The sequence below is a fragment of the Micromonospora sp. NPDC005174 genome (assembly GCF_040608495.1).
In the GTDB taxonomy this organism is placed as follows: Bacteria; Actinomycetota; Actinomycetes; order Mycobacteriales; family Micromonosporaceae; genus Micromonospora.
Genome location: NZ_JBEXIJ010000014.1, coordinates 128,448 through 146,897, shown reverse-complemented (window position 1 = coordinate 146,897; position 18,450 = coordinate 128,448). Strand labels below are relative to the sequence as shown.

10 protein-coding genes and 2 riboswitches are annotated in these 18,450 nt (G+C 71.2%); of the genes, 4 read left to right on the top strand and 6 right to left on the bottom strand.

Annotated features, from left to right (window positions below; genetic code table 11):
- Nucleotides 1-290: 290 nt before the first annotated feature.
- Nucleotides 291-2,030 carry a family 43 glycosylhydrolase gene (locus tag ABZU91_RS17600; protein ID WP_355241116.1) on the top strand — a complete coding sequence of 580 codons (1,740 nt, stop codon included), beginning with the start codon at nucleotides 291-293 and terminating at the stop codon, nucleotides 2,028-2,030.
- A gap of 147 nt (nucleotides 2,031-2,177) precedes the next feature.
- Here the strand turns inward: ABZU91_RS17600 and ABZU91_RS17595 are convergent, their stop codons facing one another.
- Together ABZU91_RS17595 and ABZU91_RS17590 are read right to left on the bottom strand one after the other, a co-directional pair.
- A complete protein-coding gene (locus tag ABZU91_RS17595; protein ID WP_355241113.1) occupies nucleotides 2,178-3,173 on the bottom strand; it encodes a ribonucleotide-diphosphate reductase subunit beta in 996 nt (331 codons plus the stop codon).
- 50 nt (nucleotides 3,174-3,223) lie between these two features.
- The gene (locus ABZU91_RS17590) at nucleotides 3,224-5,542 is read right to left on the bottom strand and encodes a ribonucleoside-diphosphate reductase subunit alpha (RefSeq protein ID WP_355241110.1); all 2,319 of its coding nucleotides are present in this window, start codon (nucleotides 5,540-5,542) and stop codon (nucleotides 3,224-3,226) included.
- Nucleotides 5,543-5,733: 191 nt separating this feature from the next.
- A riboswitch (cobalamin riboswitch) is annotated at nucleotides 5,734-5,952 on the bottom strand.
- Nucleotides 5,953-6,106: 154 nt separating this feature from the next.
- Nucleotides 6,107-6,246: riboswitch (cobalamin riboswitch) on the top strand.
- Nucleotides 6,247-6,280: 34 nt separating this feature from the next.
- Here ABZU91_RS17590 and ABZU91_RS17585 point away from each other — a divergent pair.
- From ABZU91_RS17585 to ABZU91_RS17575, 3 genes are read left to right on the top strand one after another with little or no spacing between them, the layout of a single operon-like run.
- Nucleotides 6,281-6,484, top strand: coding sequence for a CbtB domain-containing protein (locus ABZU91_RS17585; RefSeq protein ID WP_355241032.1), 204 nt, complete (start codon nucleotides 6,281-6,283; stop codon nucleotides 6,482-6,484).
- On the top strand, nucleotides 6,475-7,251 hold the full coding sequence (locus tag ABZU91_RS17580) for a CbtA family protein (RefSeq protein WP_355241029.1): 777 nt from the start codon (nucleotides 6,475-6,477) through the stop codon (nucleotides 7,249-7,251). Before ABZU91_RS17585 ends, ABZU91_RS17580 begins: the two co-directional genes overlap by 10 nt.
- Nucleotides 7,248-7,877: a histidine phosphatase family protein gene (locus ABZU91_RS17575; RefSeq protein WP_355241026.1), complete on the top strand. Its 630-nt coding sequence runs from the start codon at nucleotides 7,248-7,250 to the stop codon at nucleotides 7,875-7,877. Before ABZU91_RS17580 ends, ABZU91_RS17575 begins: the two co-directional genes overlap by 4 nt.
- Before the next feature lie 185 nt (nucleotides 7,878-8,062).
- On the opposite strand, the gene ABZU91_RS17570 is transcribed toward ABZU91_RS17575, so the two are convergent.
- From ABZU91_RS17570 to ABZU91_RS17555, 4 genes are all read right to left on the bottom strand, one after another.
- Entirely contained in the window at nucleotides 8,063-13,684 is a 5,622-nt protein-coding gene (locus ABZU91_RS17570; RefSeq protein ID WP_355241023.1) for a GH92 family glycosyl hydrolase, read from the bottom strand.
- Between the two features lie 231 nt (nucleotides 13,685-13,915).
- Nucleotides 13,916-15,376 (bottom strand): hypothetical protein, encoded by a 1,461-nt coding sequence (locus ABZU91_RS17565; RefSeq protein ID WP_355241020.1) that lies wholly within the window; start codon nucleotides 15,374-15,376, stop codon nucleotides 13,916-13,918.
- Nucleotides 15,373-17,226, bottom strand: coding sequence for a dynamin family protein (locus ABZU91_RS17560; protein WP_355241107.1), 1,854 nt, complete (start codon nucleotides 17,224-17,226; stop codon nucleotides 15,373-15,375). Before ABZU91_RS17560 ends, ABZU91_RS17565 begins: the two co-directional genes overlap by 4 nt.
- A gap of 115 nt (nucleotides 17,227-17,341) precedes the next feature.
- A complete protein-coding gene (locus tag ABZU91_RS17555) occupies nucleotides 17,342-18,244 on the bottom strand; it encodes an IniB N-terminal domain-containing protein (protein WP_355241018.1) in 903 nt (300 codons plus the stop codon).
- Nucleotides 18,245-18,450 lie beyond the last annotated feature (206 nt).

The window sequence follows — 18,450 nt, the reverse complement described above, 5'->3', positions numbered from 1 at the left end:
GGGCCTCCCTCAGGGACGTTGACCACCGCCGTCGACAGCGGCGGGCCGCCGCACGCGGGAGCCACGGCAGACGACCAACTCCCTCCCGCCGTGCCCGCGGCACCGCCGCGGCCGCCCCGATCGACACGCGACGACACACGCGACACGCCACCAGCGCACGCGGCGAGCCGCCCCGCCCGTCGTGACCCACCCTGGAGGTACCGATGCACCCCACACCGCCACCACGGACCAAGACCCGGCTCCGGCGCGGCCTCGCCTGGCTCACGAGCCTGCTGCTCGTCTCGACGCTGATGCCGGCCACGGCCGCCCGCGCGGACAACCCCATCGTCCAGCACATCTACACCGCCGACCCGGCACCCCTGGTCCACAACGGACGGGTCTACCTCTACACCGGCCACGACGAGGACGGCTCCTCGTACTTCACGATGAAGGACTGGCGGGTCTGGTCGTCGGCCGACATGGTCAACTGGACCGACCACGGCTCCCCGCTGAGCCTCGCCACCTTCAGCTGGGCGAGCGCCAACGCCTGGGCCGGCCAGGTCGTCGCCCGCAACGGCAAGTTCTACTGGTACGTGCCGGTCACCGCCCGGGCGACCAACTCGATGGCCATCGGCGTCGCCGTCGCCGACAGTCCCACCGGACCGTTCCGGGACGCCATCGGCCGTCCCCTGGTGGGCAACGGCGAGATCGACCCCACGGTCTTCGTCGACGACGACGGCCAGGCGTACCTGTACTGGGGCAACCCGAACCTGTGGTACGTCCGGCTGAACGCGGACATGATCTCGTACAGCGGCAGCGCCACGAAGATCCCGCTCACCACCGCCGGGTTCGGCACCCGGACGGGCAACGCGAGCCGGCCCACCCTCTACGAGGAGGGTCCGTGGGTCTACAAACGTAACGGCATCTACTACAACGTGTTCGCGGCGGAGTGCTGCTCCGAGTTCATCGGTTACTCGACCGCGACGGGCCCGACCGGCCCCTGGACCTATCGCGGAACGGTCATGCCCCGCCAGGGCGCGAGCTTCACCAACCACCCCGGGGTCATCGACTTCAACGGCGGATCGTACTTCTTCTACCACAACGGCGCGCTGCCCGGCGGCAGCGGTTACACCCGCTCGGTGGCCGTGGAGAAGTTCACGTACAACACCAACGGCACGATCCCGACGATCAACATGACCACGACGGGCGCGCCCCAGGTCGGCACGCTGAACCCGTACGTGCGGCAGGAGGCCGAGACCATCGCCTGGGGCTCCGGCATCGAAACCGAGCCGGCCAGCGGGGGCGGCATGAACGTCGGGTGGATCGAGAACGGGGACTACATCAAGGTCAAGGGCGTCGGCTTCGGTACGGGCGCGACGTCGTTCTCCGCGCGGGTCGCCTCGGCCGCGTCCGGCGGCACCGTCGAACTGCGCCTCGGTAGCCCCACCGGCACCCGGGTGGGCAGCTGCGCGGTGCCCGGCACCGGCGGTTGGCAGGCGTGGCAGACCATCTCCTGCCCGATCTCGGGCGCCACCGGCACCCAGGACCTGTACCTGCGGTTCACCGGCGGCAGCGGCACCCTGTTCAACCTCGACTGGTGGCAGTTCCAGGCCAACGGCACCACGCCCACGCCGACCCCCACCCCGACGCCCACTCCGACGCCTACCCCGACCCCGACCCCGACGCCCACTCCGACGCCGACCCCCACCACGACGCCGACACCGACGCCGACCGGCCCGGGTGGGCCGTCCTGCGGGGTCACCAACACCGTGGTCAACACCTGGCAGGGCGGGTTCGAGGGGCGGCTGTCGGTCACCAACTCCGGATCGTCCACGCTCAACGGCTGGCAGGTCACCTGGACACTGGCCAGTGGACAGACGGTGTCGCAGGTGTGGAACGGCACACTCGCCCAGTCGGGCAGCCAGGTGAGCGTCGCGAACGCCAGTTACAACGGCCAACTCGCGCCGGGCGCGTCGACCACCGCCGGCTACCTCAGCTCCATCACCTCAACCAGTCCCCCGGCCAGCACGCCGACCTGCACCCCCGCCTGATCCACCGTCCCACCCCCAAGAACACCCCCACCCCATCCCCACACCCCGTCCGCCGCCGACGTCGATCATGAAGCTGGGGCCCCCGAACGCCGATAGGGAGCAACAACGTCATGCTCGACGGGGCGGGGAGGGGGTGGGGTGGGGGTCCTAGAAGTCGTCGTCGAAGGCGACCGCGCCGCTCACACCGACCTGGTACGCCGACACCCGCCGCTCGAAGAAGTTGGACAGCTCCTGCACGTCCTGCAACTCCATGAAGGCGAACGGATTGGCCGACCCGTAGTGCGGTGCGATCCCGAGCTGGGCCAGACGGCGGTCGGCGACGTGCTGGAGGTACTCCCGCATGTCCACGAGGGTGAGACCGGGCACCCCCTGACCCACCAGGTCCTCGGCGAACCGGACCTCGCACTCGACGGCCTCGGTGAGCATCCGGCGAACCTGTTCGGCGAGGTCGTCGTCGAACAGGTCGGGTTCCTCGGCGCGGACGGTGTCGACGACGTCGAACGCGAACGCCATGTGCATGGACTCGTCGCGGAACACCCAGTTGGTCCCGGACGCCAGACCGTGCAGCAGGCCACGCGAGCGCAGGAAGTAGACGTACGCGAACGCGCCGTAGAAGAACAGGCCCTCGATGCAGGCGGCGAAGCAGATCAGGTTGAGCAGGAACGCCCGCCGGTCCTCGCGGGTACGCAGCTCCCGCATCTCCTGCAACGAATCGATCCACCGGAAGCAGAACTCCGCCTTGCGACGGATCGACGGGATGTTCTCGATGGCCGCGAACGCCGCGAACCGCTCGGTCTCGTCCGGCACGTACGTGTCGAGCAGGTTGAGGTAGAACTGGACGTGCACGGCCTCCTCGAACAGTTGCCGCGACAGGTAGAGCCGACCCTCGGGGCTGTTGACGTGCTGGTACAGGTTGAGCACGAGGTTGTTGGCGACGATCGTGTCGCCGGTGGCGAAGAACGCCACGAGACGGCTGACCAGGTGCCGCTCGGCCGGCGACAACCGGTCCAGGTCGGCGAGGTCGGCGTGCAGGTCGACCTCCTCCACCGTCCACGTGTTGCGGATGGCGTCCCGGAACCGGTCGAAGAAGTGCGGGTAACGCATCGGACGCAGCGTGAGGTCCATCCCGGGGTCGAGCAGCATGTGTGTGGTCCTCGCGTCGGCGGTGCTGTCGGTGGTGGGGTCGGCGACGGTCACTGGCACGCCTCGCACGACTCGGGGTTCTCCAGCGAGCAGGCCAACGCCTCGGCGTCGCCCGTCGACGGCGTGACCACCGCGACGGTCGCCTGCTGGATACGCGTGGCGGGGCGCGAGCGCAGGTAGTAGGTGGTCTTCAGGCCGGACTTCCAGGCGTACAGGTACATCGAGGAGAGCTTGCCGATGGTGGGCGAGGCCAGGAACAGGTTCAGCGACTGGGACTGGTCGATGAACGGGGCGCGGGCAGCGGCCAGGTCGATCAGCGCCCGCTGCGGCAGCTCCCACGCGGTGCGGAACAGCTCCCGCACGTCGGCCGGCAGCTCCGCGACCGACTGCACCGAGCCATCGGCCCGCTTGATCGCCGACCGGATCTGCTCGGTCCACAGACCACGGGCCTTCAACTCGCGTACCAGAGCGGTGTTGACCTGGAGGAACTCCCCCGACAGGGTCTCGCGCTTGAAGAGGTTGGACACCTGCGGCTCGACGCACTCGTAGCAGCCGGCGATCGAGGCGATCGTCGCGGTCGGGGCGACCGCCACCAGCAGCGAGTTGCGCAGCCCGTACTCCTCGACCTCCTGGCGCAGCGCGGCCCAGCGCGCGGTCTGCGTACCCTCGACACCCCACAGGTCCGGTTGCAGGCGCCCCCGCGCGGCACGGGTCTGCGCGAACGCCGGGTGTGCCCCGAACCGGCGGGCCAGGTCGGCGGAGGTCTCCAGCGCGGTGAGGTACAGCTCCTCGCTGATCCGCGTGGACAGCTCCCGCGCGGCCGGCGAGTCGAACGGCAGCCGCAGCGCGAAGAACACGTCCTGCAACCCCATCAACCCGAGCCCGACCGGACGCCAGCGGGGGTTGCTCGCCGCCGCCTGCGGCGTCGGGTAGTAGTTGATGTCGATGACCCGGTCGAGGAACGTCACGGCGGTACGGACCGTGGCGCGCAGCCGTTCCCAGTCGATGCCGTCGTCGCTCAGGTGGGCGGCGACGTTCACCGAGCCGAGGTTGCACACGGCGGTCTCGGCGTCGCTGGACACCTCGATGATCTCGGTACAGAGGTTGGAGAGGTGCACCACGTTGCCCGGCTCGGCCGTCTGGTTGCACAGCCGGTTGGCCGCGTCCTTGAAGGTCATCCAGCCGTTGCCGGTCTGGGCCAGGGTCCGCATCATCTTCCCGTACAGCTCACGCGCCGGCAGCTGCCGCACGTACCGACCCTGCGCCTCGGCCGCCCGGTACGCGGCGTCGAACCGCTCCCCCCACAGGTCCGGCAGTTCCGGCACCTCGTCGGGGTCGAACAGCGACCACATCTCGTCCGCCTCGACCCGGCGCATGAACTCGTCCGGAATCCAGTTGGCCAGGTTGAGGTTGTGGGTACGGCGGGCGTCCTCGCCGGTGTTGTCGCGTAGCTGGAGGAACTCCTCGATGTCCGGGTGCCACGGCTCGAGGTAGACGCAGGCCGCGCCCTTGCGTCGACCGCCCTGGTTGACCGCGGCGACGCTCGCGTCCAGTGTGCGCAGCCACGGCACGATTCCGTTGGACTGCCCGTTGGTGCCCCGGATCAGCGCACCGCGGGACCGGACCCGGGAGTACGCGATGCCGATGCCACCGGCGAACTTGGACAGGTTGGCGACCTGGGCGTAGCGCGCGTAGATCGAGTCCAGCTCGTCGCGCGGCGAGTCGACCAGATAGCACGAGGACATCTGCGTGTGCCGGGTGCCGGAGTTGAACAACGTCGGTGAGCTGGGCAGATAGGCGAGGCTGGACATGAGCCGGTAGAAGTCGATCGCTTCGTCAGGCGTACGCGACAGGCCGCAGGCCACCCGCAGCAGCCAGTACTGCGGGGTCTCCAGCACCAACCTTGAGGTGGGGTGACGCAGCAGGTACCGGTCGTAGACCGTGCGCAGGCCGAAGTACTCGAACCGACGGTCACCGTCGGCGTCGACGGCGTTGTCGAAGGTCTCGGCGTGCGCGTTGACGAACGCGGCGGTCTCGTCGCCGATCAGGCCCACGGCGTGGCCGGCCCGGATCGCCGCGCTGAACGAGGCGATGCCCTGCCGACGGACCTCCTTGTCGACATAGCCGGCCAACAGGCGCGCGGCCAGGCGCGAGTACTGCGGTTCCGCGCCGATCATCTCGGCTGCCGTCTGGATGGACAGCCGGTCCAGCTCCGCCGTCGTCGCGCCGTCGTAGAGGCCGCTGATCGTACGGGTGGCGACCCGCATCGGGTCGACGTCGGTCAGGTCGTCGGCCCACCGCTCGACCGCCCGCACGATCCTGTTGACGTCGACGGCCTCGGTGCCGCCGTCGCGTTTGCGGACCTGCATCGGTGTCCGCCGCAGGGCTTCGCCGCTGACCGGTACCACCTCGGTGACTGTCACCACTCACTCCTCGGGAGTTCGAGACCTCACGGTCCTCGGACGCGAGGAGACGGACACCGTCGGACGCCACGCCGGCGCGGCGTGGGTCAGGTGGCGTCAGCCGTCCCACGCGGCCTCGGACCGCCGCACACCCGGGGTCGGGTACGCGGCGCGCTGGCAGGTCTTCGGACTCGTGGGCGCGACCGGGACTAGCCGGTCTCCTACTGGCCGTCGCTTCCCAGGCCGATTGGTGGCCCAGTGCTGATGGCGGCGCTCGTTCCCACTCACCGCTGCGGGACAGTCCCGGATTCCCACCGGGTTCCCTCTTGCCTCGACCACTCGGGATGAGCGGCCGAACCAGCTGCGGTCGACACCATATATAGGGGGGACCACGTTTGTCACACCCCACATGTCGGGTCCGGGCGTGTCGCGGTCAACGGTGATGGTCACCGTCGACACCTTCGAGTCGGCCGGTGAGCGCACGTCGGGCGGCAGCGCGTCCGGCTGTCGCCGCCGGCTTGACTGAGCCGAACCGGCACCGATACGGTCGATCCACTATCTGCGGCGACGCGAGGGAAGCCGGTGAGAATCCGGCGCGGTCGCGCCACTGTGAGCGGTCCCCACTCGGGGGTCGCGAGCCAGGACGCTCGGTCGTCCGCAGCCTTGCGATGGGGACGCGTCATCCCCGAGGAGGTTCGTGCACGCATGTCCAGCTCCACGTCCAGCCAGCCGCTGGTGCACCCCGCTGTCCCGACCCGTCTGCTGTGGGCGGTCCTGGCCACGGTCGCCGCGCTCGCCCTGCTGACCTACCTCGTCGCCTTCGACCAGGGGGCCGTCTCCCGCAGCGGCATGTACCTGCACGAGTTGATGCACGACGGTCGGCACCTGCTCGGTGTCCCGTGCCACTGACCGGCACCGGCACCGCACCCTCGTTCGTCACGGTCCTGCTGCGCGGCCTGCTCGCCGGCCTGGTGGCAGGCCTGCTCGCCGGAACGTTCGCCTACGTCGTCGGCGAACCGCACGTCGAGGCGGCCATCGCCATCGAGGAGGCGGCGGCTGCCACGCACGCCGAATCCCCCGTCGACGGGCACCAGCACGACGAGGACGCCCTGGTCGGCCGCAACGGCCAGCGCGGCGGCCTGTTCCTGGCCACCGGCCTGTTCGGCGCCGCGATGGGCGGCCTGCTGGCCACCGCGTACGTCCTGCTGAGCCGGCGACGCAGGGCCGTCGACGACGGGCGGGGCGGTCTGCTACTGGCCGGCGGCGCGCTGCTCGGCGTGGTGATCGTGCCGTTCCTCAAGTACCCACCGAACCCTCCGGCCGTCGGCGACCCGTCCACCATCGACCAGCGCACGGTCACCTACCTGTTGATGGTGGTACTCGGCCTGGTCGCGGTCTGGTCGGGCTCGCTCGGCTACCGTTCGGTCGGCGAGCACTCGCCGGTGTGGCTCCGCGCCAGCGCGGCAGTCGGCGGTTTCCTGCTGGTCACCGTCGTCTCCTATGTGGTGCTGCCGTCGTTCCAGGAGGTCCCCGGTGACTTCCCCGCGACGCTGCTGTGGAGTTTCCGCCTCGCCTCCCTGGGCACCCAGGTGGTGCTGTGGACCGGGCTCGGTCTGCTCTTCGCCGCTCTGATGCACCGCCAACGCGCGGTCGCCGAGGCACGACTGGCCGGGTGAGCGCCACCAGCCTGCGGTTGGTCGCCCACGGGCACACCGCCGCCCTGCGGCAGGCCCGGTTCGGCGGGAACGACAGCCTGGACGAGGGCGGCCGGCGCGCCGCCCTCGCCCTGTCCCCCGTCGACCCGGGCCGGCGGACCGGCGACGGCCACGCCTGCCTGTCCAGTCCCGCGACGGCGGCCGTGCAGACCGCGTACGCCCTCGGCCTGACGCCCGCGGTCGAGTCGGCGCTTGCCGACTGCGACTACGGGCAGTGGGCCGGTCGGTCCCTTCAGGACATCGCCGCGACGCGGCCCGCGGCGCTGCATGAGTGGCTGACCAGCCCGGACGCGGCACCGCACGGTGGCGAGTCGGTCGCGGCGCTACGCCAGCGCGTCGGTCGGTGGCTGGACGCCCAGCGTGGCGTCGGTCGACGGGTCACGGCGGTCACTCACCCGCTCGTGGTCCGCGTCGCGCTGGTGCACGCCCTGGATCTGCCACTGGCGACGTACCGGCAGTTCGACGTCGCGCCGCTGGCGATCGTCCGGCTCACCGACCACGGCCGACGATGGCAGCTCCGGCTGAGCGCGCCCCCGTCACCCTCGGCAGGCGACAGAGCCGGTGAGCGACATACCACAGAGGTATGAATATGACTCTGAGGTATGTGCCGCACAACCGACATGCCTCGCCGGCGGCGAGGAGCGCCAGTGGTGGCCGCCGCACGAGGGGCGACCCGCGAAGCACGTGCATCTCGGGGTCGAGGCCGGGTGGACCCGGAACCGCAGTCGGGCGGGCCGTGTGTCACGGCCCGCCCGACTGCGTCGTACCCGGCCTACTTCGCGCCGGTGACCGTGAACGGTCGGGACACCGGCGTCGCCGACGTGCCGCCGGACAGCGTCACGCTGGTCACGCCCGGCCGCGCCGAATCCGGAACGCTGACTGTCGCGCCGGCGACGACGCCGTCACCGTTCGCGCGTACCGTGCCGACCCCACGGCCGTCGCCGAAGCTGACCGCGATCGCCTCGTTCGGCGTGAAGCCGGAGCCGTCGACGGTGATCGACGTGCCCCGCGGTGCGGACGCCGTCGGCAACGACAGACGCGGCTGGTAGGTCGGGCCCGTCGGCGGGGCGGTCACCTGGACGGTGGCCGTCGCCGGCGTGCTCGAGGACGCGCCGGTGGCGCTGACCGCGTACCGGCCCGGTGTCGTGTTCCCCGAGGTCGCGACGACCGCGCGGATCGTGCCCGTCGCGGACGCCGAGACCGTCACGTCACGGGTCGTGCCGGCCGCCAGGCCCACCGTCACCCGCTCGCCGGCGGCGAACCCGCTGCCGACGACCGTGACCGCGTCACCGGCAAGGACCGGCTGCGTCCCGGACACCGCGAGAGTGGTGCGCGCTCCGGCCCGCCGGACGGTCACGGTGAAGCTGGCGGTGCTGCTGGACAGCGTGTCCCACGCGGTGACGCGCACCGTGTAGGTGCCCTCCGCCGCGTAGGTGTGCCGACCGCTCAACGCGCCGTCCGCGCCGACCGTGGCGTCGTCCGGAACCGTGCCGTCGCCCCACTGGACGCGGGCGCGGTAGCCGGTCGCGCCGGGGACACCGCCGCTGACCGACCCGAGGTTCGCCGCGAGGACCTGCCCGGCGTCGACGCTCTGGCCGCTCGGGGCGGTGGTCGCCAGCGCGGCGGCCGGCGTGCCGTCGTCCGCGACGGCGAACACGTGAATCCGGCCCGCCGAGCGGGGATCGCCGGTCTGCGTCGGCAGGGTCACCGAGACCAGCGTCTTACCCGCAGGGATCTGGTACGGCGCGGTGGCGAACAGGAACGGCTGGGCGCCGTCGCGGCTCGTGCCACTGAGCCGGTACGCGGACTTCGCGACAACGATGTTGCCGTACGACGGGGTGCCGTTGGCGTTGCCGCCCAGCGTCCAGTCACTGAACTGGATCGGGATGCCGGCGGTGCTGCCGTCGCTGAACGTCGCCGTGCCGGTGGTGCTCTGGTTGCCCTGCGTGCCGGCGCCGACGAACGAGATCGTCCGGGCATCGGACGGTAGGCGCAGGTCGATCGTCGCGCCGTTGCCGGTGGCGTTGTCCGGCTGCCCGGCCGGGATCTGCGGCAGGGTGAAGCCCAGCGCCGTGCCCGGCACCTGCTGCCGCTGCCCCTGCGTCACACCGGCCGCCGCGAGCGCGGCCCGCGAGTACGCCCACGACTTCGCGTCGCAGTCCGCCGCGAGGGTGCCCTCGTCGCCGACGCACACGGTGTCGAACGCCGCGGCGAGGCCGTTCGCCGGCGCGTACGCGACGTCGACGCCGACCGTCACCGAGCCCTGGCCGACGCCGTCGGTCACCGTGACGGTCGCCTGGTGGTAGCCGGGAGTGGCGTAGGTGTGCTCGCCACTGATCCGGTAGACCGCCCGGGAACTCAGGGTCAGGGTGCCCGCGGTGGCCGGTGAGCCGTCACCCCAGTCGATCGTCGCGCGGTAGTCGTCGGCGACGCCGCCGGTGACGGTGGCCAGCGCCACAGTCGCGGGTGCGCCGGAGAGCGCGTGCGCGCCGTCGGTGGCGGTCACCGTGATGTCGCCGCCGGCCAGGTCGAGGTCGCCACCGGCGAGCAGTTCGATCTCGGCGAGGGTCGGCCGCTCCCCGCCGACCGTCCTGGTCACGACGAGGCGGAACTGCGCGTACCGCCCGGGCTTGTCGATCCGGAACGGCCGGGTCTGGTTGCGCCAGGCGAACACCTCGCCCGCCCGGGAGTCGAGGGTGCTCCAGGTGAGGCCGTCGGTGGAGCCCTGCAACCGCCAGTCCGCCGGATCACCTGCGGCAGCGCCGGAGGTGAGCGTGTAGTAGGTCGGCTTCTGCCGGCCGCCGCGGGCGGTCCAGCCGATCCGCGGCGTACCCGTCGACGCGGTGAGCTGGGTGGTGGACGAGTCGTCGAACAGCGTGGACGCGTCCTGCCCGCCGCTGACGGTGGCGGTGCCGAGGCCCGGTCCGGTGACGTCCTGCAACGGCTCGGGCACGGCATCACCCTTGGTCAGTGACGGCGGCACGTCGTTGCGTCCGGCGCCCCAGGACGACGGGTTCGGTCCCATCTGGAAGTCGATCGTGCCGCCCCTGGAGAGCGCGGACACCTCGACGGAGACCCCGCGCTGCTTCTTGCCGTTGACCTTCACGCTCTGCACGTACACGTTGCGGTCGTTGTTGTTCGCGGCGTTGACCACGATGTCGCCGGTCGGTCGGTGCACGGTCATCCGGGTGAACTGCGGCGAACCGATCGCCCAGTGGGTCGACCCGGCCTGCAACGGGTAGATGCCCAGCGAGCTGAGGACGTACCAGGCCGACATCTCGCCGTTGTCCTCGTCGCCCAGGTAGCCCTGGCCGATCTCGCTGCCCACGTAGAGACGCCGCATGATCTCGCGCACGACCGCCTGCGTCCTGGCGGGAGCGCCGGCGACGTCGTACAGGTACGGGATGTGGTGCGAGGGCTGGTTGCTCATGCCGAGCTGGCCCAGTCGCACCGCGCGGGCTTCGAGCATCTCGTGGATGACGCCGCCGTAGCCGCCGGGGCGGTCGGCGTTCTCCGGCGTGGCGAAGAAGGTGTCGAGCTTGTCGCGCAACGCCTTCTGCCCGCCGTACAGGTTGATCAGGCCCTGCGGGTCCTGCTGCGCGGTGAACGCGAAGTTCCAACCGTTGGTCTCGGTGTACACGCCGCCCCAGTCCAGCGGGTCACCGGCGAGGAACGTGCCGGAGGCGTCGCGGCCCTGGAAGAGCTTCGTCCTGTCGTCGAAGAGGTGGACGTAGTTGCGCGCACGCTCCAGGAAGTACCGGGACTCCTCCGTGAGCCGGTCGCGCCGCGACTTCGGGGTGGCCGGGTCCTTGGCCAGGGCTGCGGCCATGTTGCCGATGCCGTAGTCGTTGATGTAGCCCTCCAGCGCCCACGACACGGACTCGCCCGTGGAGGTCGGGGTATAGCCGAGGAACAGCGACGTCTCGATGCCCTTGCGGCCGACCGCGCCGCGCCCGGATGCGACGGTCGCGTCCTTCACCGCCGCGTCGTACGCCGCGAGCGGGTCGGGCAGTTTCACCCCGCTGAGGTACGCCTGCGCGAGGGCCACGTTCGCGCTGGTGCCGGTCATCAGGTCGGCGTAGCCGGGCGACGACCAGCGGGCGATCCAGCCGCCGTCGCGGTAGTGCTGGACGAACCCGTCCGAGATCTTCGCGGCGACGTCCGGGTAGAGCAACGCGTACGCGGGCCACACCGTGCGGTAGGTGTCCCAGAAACCGTTGTTGACGTAGATCTGCCCGTCGACGATCTTCGCGCCGGTCCGGGTGGCGGTCGACGTGCCGGCCGGCGCGGACACCGGGCTGGCGTACTGCCAGCGGGGGGCGGCGGCGGTGCCGGTGTTCTCCGACTGGGAGTTCGGGTAGAGGTTCAGCCGGTACAGGTTCGAGTACATGGTGACCAGTTGCGTCTCGGTCGCACCCCGCAGCTCGACCCGGCCGAGCCGGTCCTTCCAGGCGGCGGTGGCGGCGTCCCGGATCGCGTCGAAGCTGCGGCCGGTGACCTCCAGGTCGAGGTTGCGACGAGCCTGGTCGACGGAGAGGAACGAGGTCGCGATCCGCATCGTCACCTGCCGGTTCGCGGACACGTCGAAGGTCGCGGACGTCGCGGTGGCCGCCGTCGGCACCCGGTCGAACTCGCCGGACACGAACATGCGGCTACGCCCGGCCGAGAGGCCGCTTCCGTTGTCGACCCAGCCGGTGAACGTGCTGTCCGTCCCGAGGGTGAAGGTGCCCTTGGTGAAGACGAGACTTCCGGTCGCCGGTCCGGGACCGAAGGTGAACCGCATGATGCCGGCGTGGTCGGTGGGTGCCATCTCCGCGACCAGGCCGTTCTGCAGCGCGACCCGGTAGAGGTCCGGACGTGCCGTCTCGTCCTCGTGGCGGAAGGCGAGCGCCCGGCTGGCGGGTGCTCCGGTGAGGGGGCCGTCGCCGGCCACCGGCATCACCGACATCTGGTTGCGGTCGCCCATCCACGGGCTGGGCTCGTGGGAGATCGCGAGGCCCTGCAACGTGGGCAGGTTGGCGGCGTTGTTGGCCCGGTGGTAGTCGTACTCCCAGGAGTCGGAGGTCGCGTCGGTCACCGGGGTGAAGAAGTTGAACCCGTTCGGCACGGCCGTGATCGGCAGGTTGTTGCCGCGCGAGAACCCGCCCGTGGAGTTGGTGCCGCGCCGGGTGTCGACGTAGTTGGTCAGGCGGGAGCCGTCGACTGCCGTCGGCGTGCCCGTCAGCTCGATGTCGTCGAGCCATCCCTGGAACCGGGTCTCCCCGGTGGCCTGCGGATTGTCGTAGGCGAGCAGGACCCGGTCGATCGTCTTGCCGCGCGCGACGACGCCGAGGTCCGCGCTCACCGCGTTCCACTGGTCGGCGTAGAGCACCTTCGACGCGCCCTGGCCGGCCGGCGTCAGCGGGTAGCCGTGCTGGTCGACTGCCGACCGTCCACTGAGGTAGCTGCCGTCGGTGAAGCGCAGGTCGACGGACGCGTAGGTGGACGGGTACCGGGCGTCCTGACCGGTGAACTCGGGGAAGATCCGGTACGACAGGCGGGTGTGCGGTCCGACCGGGATGTCGACGTCGAACAGCCGGTTCGTCGCGTACGAGCGACCGGCGGCCTGGGCGCCACCGGAGTACCGCAGCGCGGCCAGCCCGGTGAAGCCGACGCTCGGCTTCGTCGTGTAGCCGCCGACCGGCCCGGGGCCGACGTCGGTGACCATGGGCGTCGCCGGCGGCCGGACGTCCGAGCCGTCGCTGATGTCCCAGCTGGCGAGCTGGGTGAGGGACTCGCCGGAGTTGGCGGAGATGGACAGTCGGTACCAGCCGTAGGCCGTCGTGTTGGTGACGCCGTACGTGTTGGTGGCGAACCGCTTGGCGAAACGCTGCTGCGTCTGGCGGTCCAGGTCGACCCAGGTGCTGCCGTCGGTGGACCCCTGGAGGGTGAAGTCGCGGGGGTCGCGGCCCGGCTCGTCGTCGGCCGAGGTCAGCGCGTACCGCTTGACGACCGCGGGCTTCGCCAGCTGGTACGTCACCCACGCGGCCGATTCGAACGCCAGCCACTTGGTCGACGGGTTCCCGTCGGCGAGGTTCGCCGCGATCTCGTTCGGCGGGTTCTGGGCGCTCGCGGTGACGGCCTCGACCTGACCGAGCAGGCTGCCGGGCAGGTTGGCGCTGCTCGACCCGCTCAGGTTGCCCTGCACGGGTCGACCCGAGCGGTCCACCTCGACGGTGCTCGCGGCGGGCTTCGGGTCGGCCGACTCGAACGAGGATCGGAAGGCACCCGGCGGGGCGCTGGGCGCGGCGCTGGCCAGGGGCGCGCCGACGACCAGCCCCAGGGGCAGCAGGATGGCGGTCGTCGCGGCGGCCATCCGCAGGGAGACGGTGCGCGCACGGGGGAGATACGGCATGGGGGCGGGACCTTTCGACTCGATCCGGTCGAGGACGTCGAGCGGATGGGCGAAGGGGGTGGTGGTAGTGGACGGTCAACCGGGCCTGACATCGTTGTCATCGGGCGTGCCTGACAAGCGAGGGCAGATCCGGTGGATGTTGGGCAGATGCTGCCGGGAGACCACGGCCGTGTCAATGGGTTGATCGCGGGGAAACGCGCGCCGCAGCGTCCCGGTTGGACTCGTGACCGCTCAGCGACCGTCGGCGGTCAACTCGGCCAGCATGCCCTCGCAGCTGCGCACGACGACCTCCGCCCCGCGCCGCTGGGTCAGCGGTAGCAGCGGATCCTCGGCCCGGTCCCGCCACCGCCACTGGGCGTCGGCGGCGACCTCCCACAGCCGCTGCGCGGTCGCCCCGTGCTCGACACCGAGCCGGGCGGCCAGGGAGACCCCGTCGCCGCCGACCAGACGCTGTGCCTCGGCGGCCAACTCGGCGTCGAAACCGGGACGCGCATTGCGCAACGCCACCAGCAGGCGTAACTCACGGAACTCGTGCGCGCCCGCCAGGATCTGCTCGATCGCGCCGACCAACTCGTCGCTGCCCCGGACCGGCTCGTCACGCACCAGGGACTCCACCGCCGCCAGCGCCGAGCGCGCCTTGAGCGCGTCGCGGCGATCGACGAAACAGCGGGTCATCGACTCGCGCAGCTCGGTGAGCCCACTGCGCCGGATCAGCTCGGCCGACATCGTCACCCGGGTGTCGAACCCGCCGCGTACCAGGGTCGTCGCGAGCCGGATACCGAAGAGGCCGAACCGTTCCAGCAGGCCCGCGCGCACCTCGGGGTCGAGGCGTACCGGAAGCTCGCCACGGACGAAGCGGTCCGCGGAGAGCAGGTGGGCCTCCATCTCGGCGCGGGGCACCCCGGCCAGCGTCGCGAGGGCGACGAAGTCGGACTCGCTGAGCAACCGGCCCGCGAGGCCGATAGCCCCGCTGCACGCCACCACGTTGACGGCCAGCGCGCCCACCCGGGGATCACGGTGGTGCCGGCGGGCCAACTGACGGGCGGTGAGCAACCCGTCGACCCGGCCACCGCCGACCTCGTCCGCCCGGGACAACACCATGATCACGTTCACCGGGGCGGCCTGCGCGACGGCGCTGTCCCGACCGGACTCCACCACCCGCAGATCGCTGTCGCGGCCGTCACGGGTCAGGAACAACACCGCGTCCGCGTCGGCCAGGACGCGATCCAGCACCGGCGTGTGCCCCTGGTCGTCGACCGCCGTGAGCGCCGGGGTGTCGATCAGCGTCACCTGCCGCAACGCCCGTGTCGGCCACCGCACCACGATGTCGCGTACCTCCCCGGCCCGCCAACCGAGGTCCACCCGCATACCGGTCGCCGACTTGACCACCGTCAACTCCTGCGGAGGCTGCCCCACCAGGTAGGCGGTGGCCGCCGGCGACGCGCCGTCCTCGTACCAGGTGAACGCGCCGTCGGCACCCTCGACCGGTGCGACCTCCTCCCCCATCAGCGCGTTGAGCACCGTCGACTTGCCCGCCCGCCACGGGCCGGCGACAGCGATCCGCAGGGGCTGCTCGAACCGCGCGATCTGGTGTCGCAACCGTCCGACGGCCCGCGCGTCGTGCTGGTAGACGTCCAACGCCTGGTGCAACAACCCCCAGGCCGCCTCGTCCAACCGCACCCCGACCGTCATGCCCCGGGCTCCAGCAGCACCGGCCTCGACCGGGTGGCGGTCAGTTGCTGGGACTGCTCGTAGAGCGCGGCGAGGCGGGTCATCTTCGACCGGATCTCCCGCTGTCGCTGCTCGCGCAGGGCGACGTCGGTGTCGGCCTCCTGCTTCGCGCTGCGGAACGACTGAACGATGGCCTCCTGCAACTCCTCGGTCAGGGCCGTGAAGTGATCGCGCAGCATCCGTTGCACCTGTCGGGTGGTGTCCCGGCACTCCCGGACCATCCGGACGAAGAACTCGTCGACATGCCGCTGGATGGCGGTCTTCACGGTCGCCTGCCGGCGGCGCAGCATCTGCTTGCCCTCGTCGCGGATGCTCTTGCCGCCGAACAGGGCGCCGATCCCGACCGAGACCGGGTTGATCATCGGCATCCCGGCCAGGGTGGTCGCGAGCCCGAACATCAGCATGCCGCCGTACGAGCCCTTCATGCCGGTGAACAGCTTCTGGCCGGTCGTGAACCGGTCGACCCTCGGCCGTTCCAGATCCGGCAGCCGGTCACCGAGATCCTCCGGCATCGTCATCGACCAGGGCGGCAGCACGTCGTAGCCGTACCTGTCGAAGTGGGCGGCCACCCGGCGGGCGATCCAGTCGCAGCGCTGCACCAGCCACTCGCGGTTGGCTTCCGCGGCCTCGACGAGACTGCGCGCCAACCACTCGTCGAAGGTGTCCCAGGCGACGAGGGGGTCGGCCGTGTCGAACGCCTCGTCCACCGCACGCAGAATCTGGCGGGTCCGGTCACGCAGGTCGTACTCGATGTCGGAGAGCAGGTCGGCGATCTCGTCGGTGAGGGTGTTCTGCCAGCGGGTCGAGCAGCGACGCAGCTCGTCGACCTCCCGCTGGGCCGCGTGCAGCCGTGAGATCGGCCCGGACTGCTCCTCGGCCTCCTGCGTCGCCAACTCGGCGCGCAGCGGCGCGGCCAGTTGCTCCACCACCGTACGCGCCACCGCCTGCACCGACGCCCGCGCCAGGTGGTCGGCCTTGCCGGCCAGATCCCGTTGCAGGCGGGCGATCAGTACGGGGAAGCCGGACTCGGCGTTGAGGCCACGGTCGTCGGCCGCCGCCGCACGCAGCCGCAGCGTCGCCGACACCGGGACCAGCGGCGCCGCCACGCCCGCGTCGGCGAGGTGTTGCCGGTTGCGCTCGGCCACCGTCCGCCAGTCCGCCACCAGGTCGGTCTTGCTCTGCACCACCACCACGTTCGGTTGCGAGCGCATGACGTGCAGCAGCATGTTCAGCTCGGCCACCGAGAGTTCCCGGGTGGAGTCCGAGACCAGCAGAACGGCGTCCGCGCGAGCCGAGGCGGCGACCTCCGCGGCGGCGCCGAGCGCGGAGACCTGGTCGGTGCCGGGAGTGTCCACCAGCACCAGTCCGGCGGCGAGCAGCGCGCGGGGCAGGCCAACCTCGACGTACGCCGGACCGCCGCCCGGCCGACGCCCGACGGTGCCGGACACCCCGGCCGCGACCTCATCGAGCGCCAAGGGTGTGCGCTCGGCGAGCGTCGCCGGCGCCCCGGCGGGTCGTCCGGCCGGCGGTGGCGGCGCCTGGACGATTGTCGCGCTGGCGGCTTCGGCGTGCTGCACCACTGTCGGCAGGACGGTCGTCCGGCCGTCACCGACCGGACAGGCCGGCGCGTTGATGATCGCGTTGATGAGCTGACTCTTGCCCTGGTTCGGCTCACCGACGACCAGGACACGCAGCCTCGGGTCCAGCAGTTGGGCACGCTTCTGCCGAACCGTCTGGAGCAGGTCGCCGCGACCGTGTGTTGTGCACGTCCGGGCGATCTCGTCCAGTACGTCCAGCCAGATCCCCGCCATCACCGCACCAAGTGTGCGGATTTCGGCTCAATTAGCAAGAGGAGCCGGGAGGGAAACCCGCAAGGGCCGGGCCGCATGACGCGACCCGGCCCCCCGCTTCCGACGGAAACTACCGTCAGAGCAGACCGCCGGTGATGCCCAGCAACCCGTGGTCCGACGAGGCGGGCCCCCCGTCGTGCAGGTCGCCGGTCACACCGTCGGTGAGCCCACCGGTCACGTCACCGACCGTGCCGGTGACACCGGGCAGAACACTGTCCACGTGGTGCGTGACACCGCCCACAACGGACGGAACGTCCACCGGCGGGACCACACCGCCGACAGCGCCGTGACCGAGGCCCAGGCCGCCCAGGGTGTCGTGGACACCGAGGGAGCCCACGATGCCGTCGACCTGACCGTGCACGCCGGAGAGGACCCCGCCGGTCACGTCGCCGCCGAGCAGGTCGCCGCCGAGCACCGGGTCGGTGACGCCGAGCACACTGGTCGGGTCGCCGACGGTGCCGGTCACGCCGCCCAGCACCGGGTCGGCGATGCCGTCGACCGGCTGCACCACGTCCGCGTCGAGCGTGTGCGCCACGTCGGCAACCCCGGTCAGGTTCGTGTCGAGGCCACTCGGACCGATGCCCAGGCCGACACCCGGAAGCACGGTCACGCCGGCGGCGACGGTCGACGGGTCGACGGCGATGGCGCCGAGCACACCGGCCTTGACGTCCACACCGGTGGGCGTGCTGGTGATGCTGATCTGCTGCGCCACGCTCTGCAGCTGACCGACCACGTCGGTGGCGTCGGTCACCAGCGGGTCGAAGCCGAACTGCCCGACCACCGGGGCGAGCGGCGCGAGGCCCGCGCCCGGCGCGTAGTCGACCACCAGCGGCACGACGTCCTGCACGTCGGCGGCGGTGATGTCGCTGAGCCCCGCGGCGTGCAGCGCGCCCTCCGGGTCGAGGTCGAAGGCCGACCGTGCATCGGGGTTGGTCAGCATTTCGAGCACGAAGTCGTGGAGGGTCTGTTGCGAGTTCATGTGCCGGTTCTCCTCGGATTGGCGTCGGCGACCGTCGTTCGTCGAGGGAAACGCTATTGCGGGGGCCGGCCCCGGACATCGGGGCTCCGCCCGCAATCGATCACGCCCCGTTAGGGGCCTCCGCCCGCTCCACCGTTAGGGGGACTGGGGGAAACCGTCCCGGTCAGATTAGGGTGCCGACCACGCAGTGATCTCTGGTACGAACG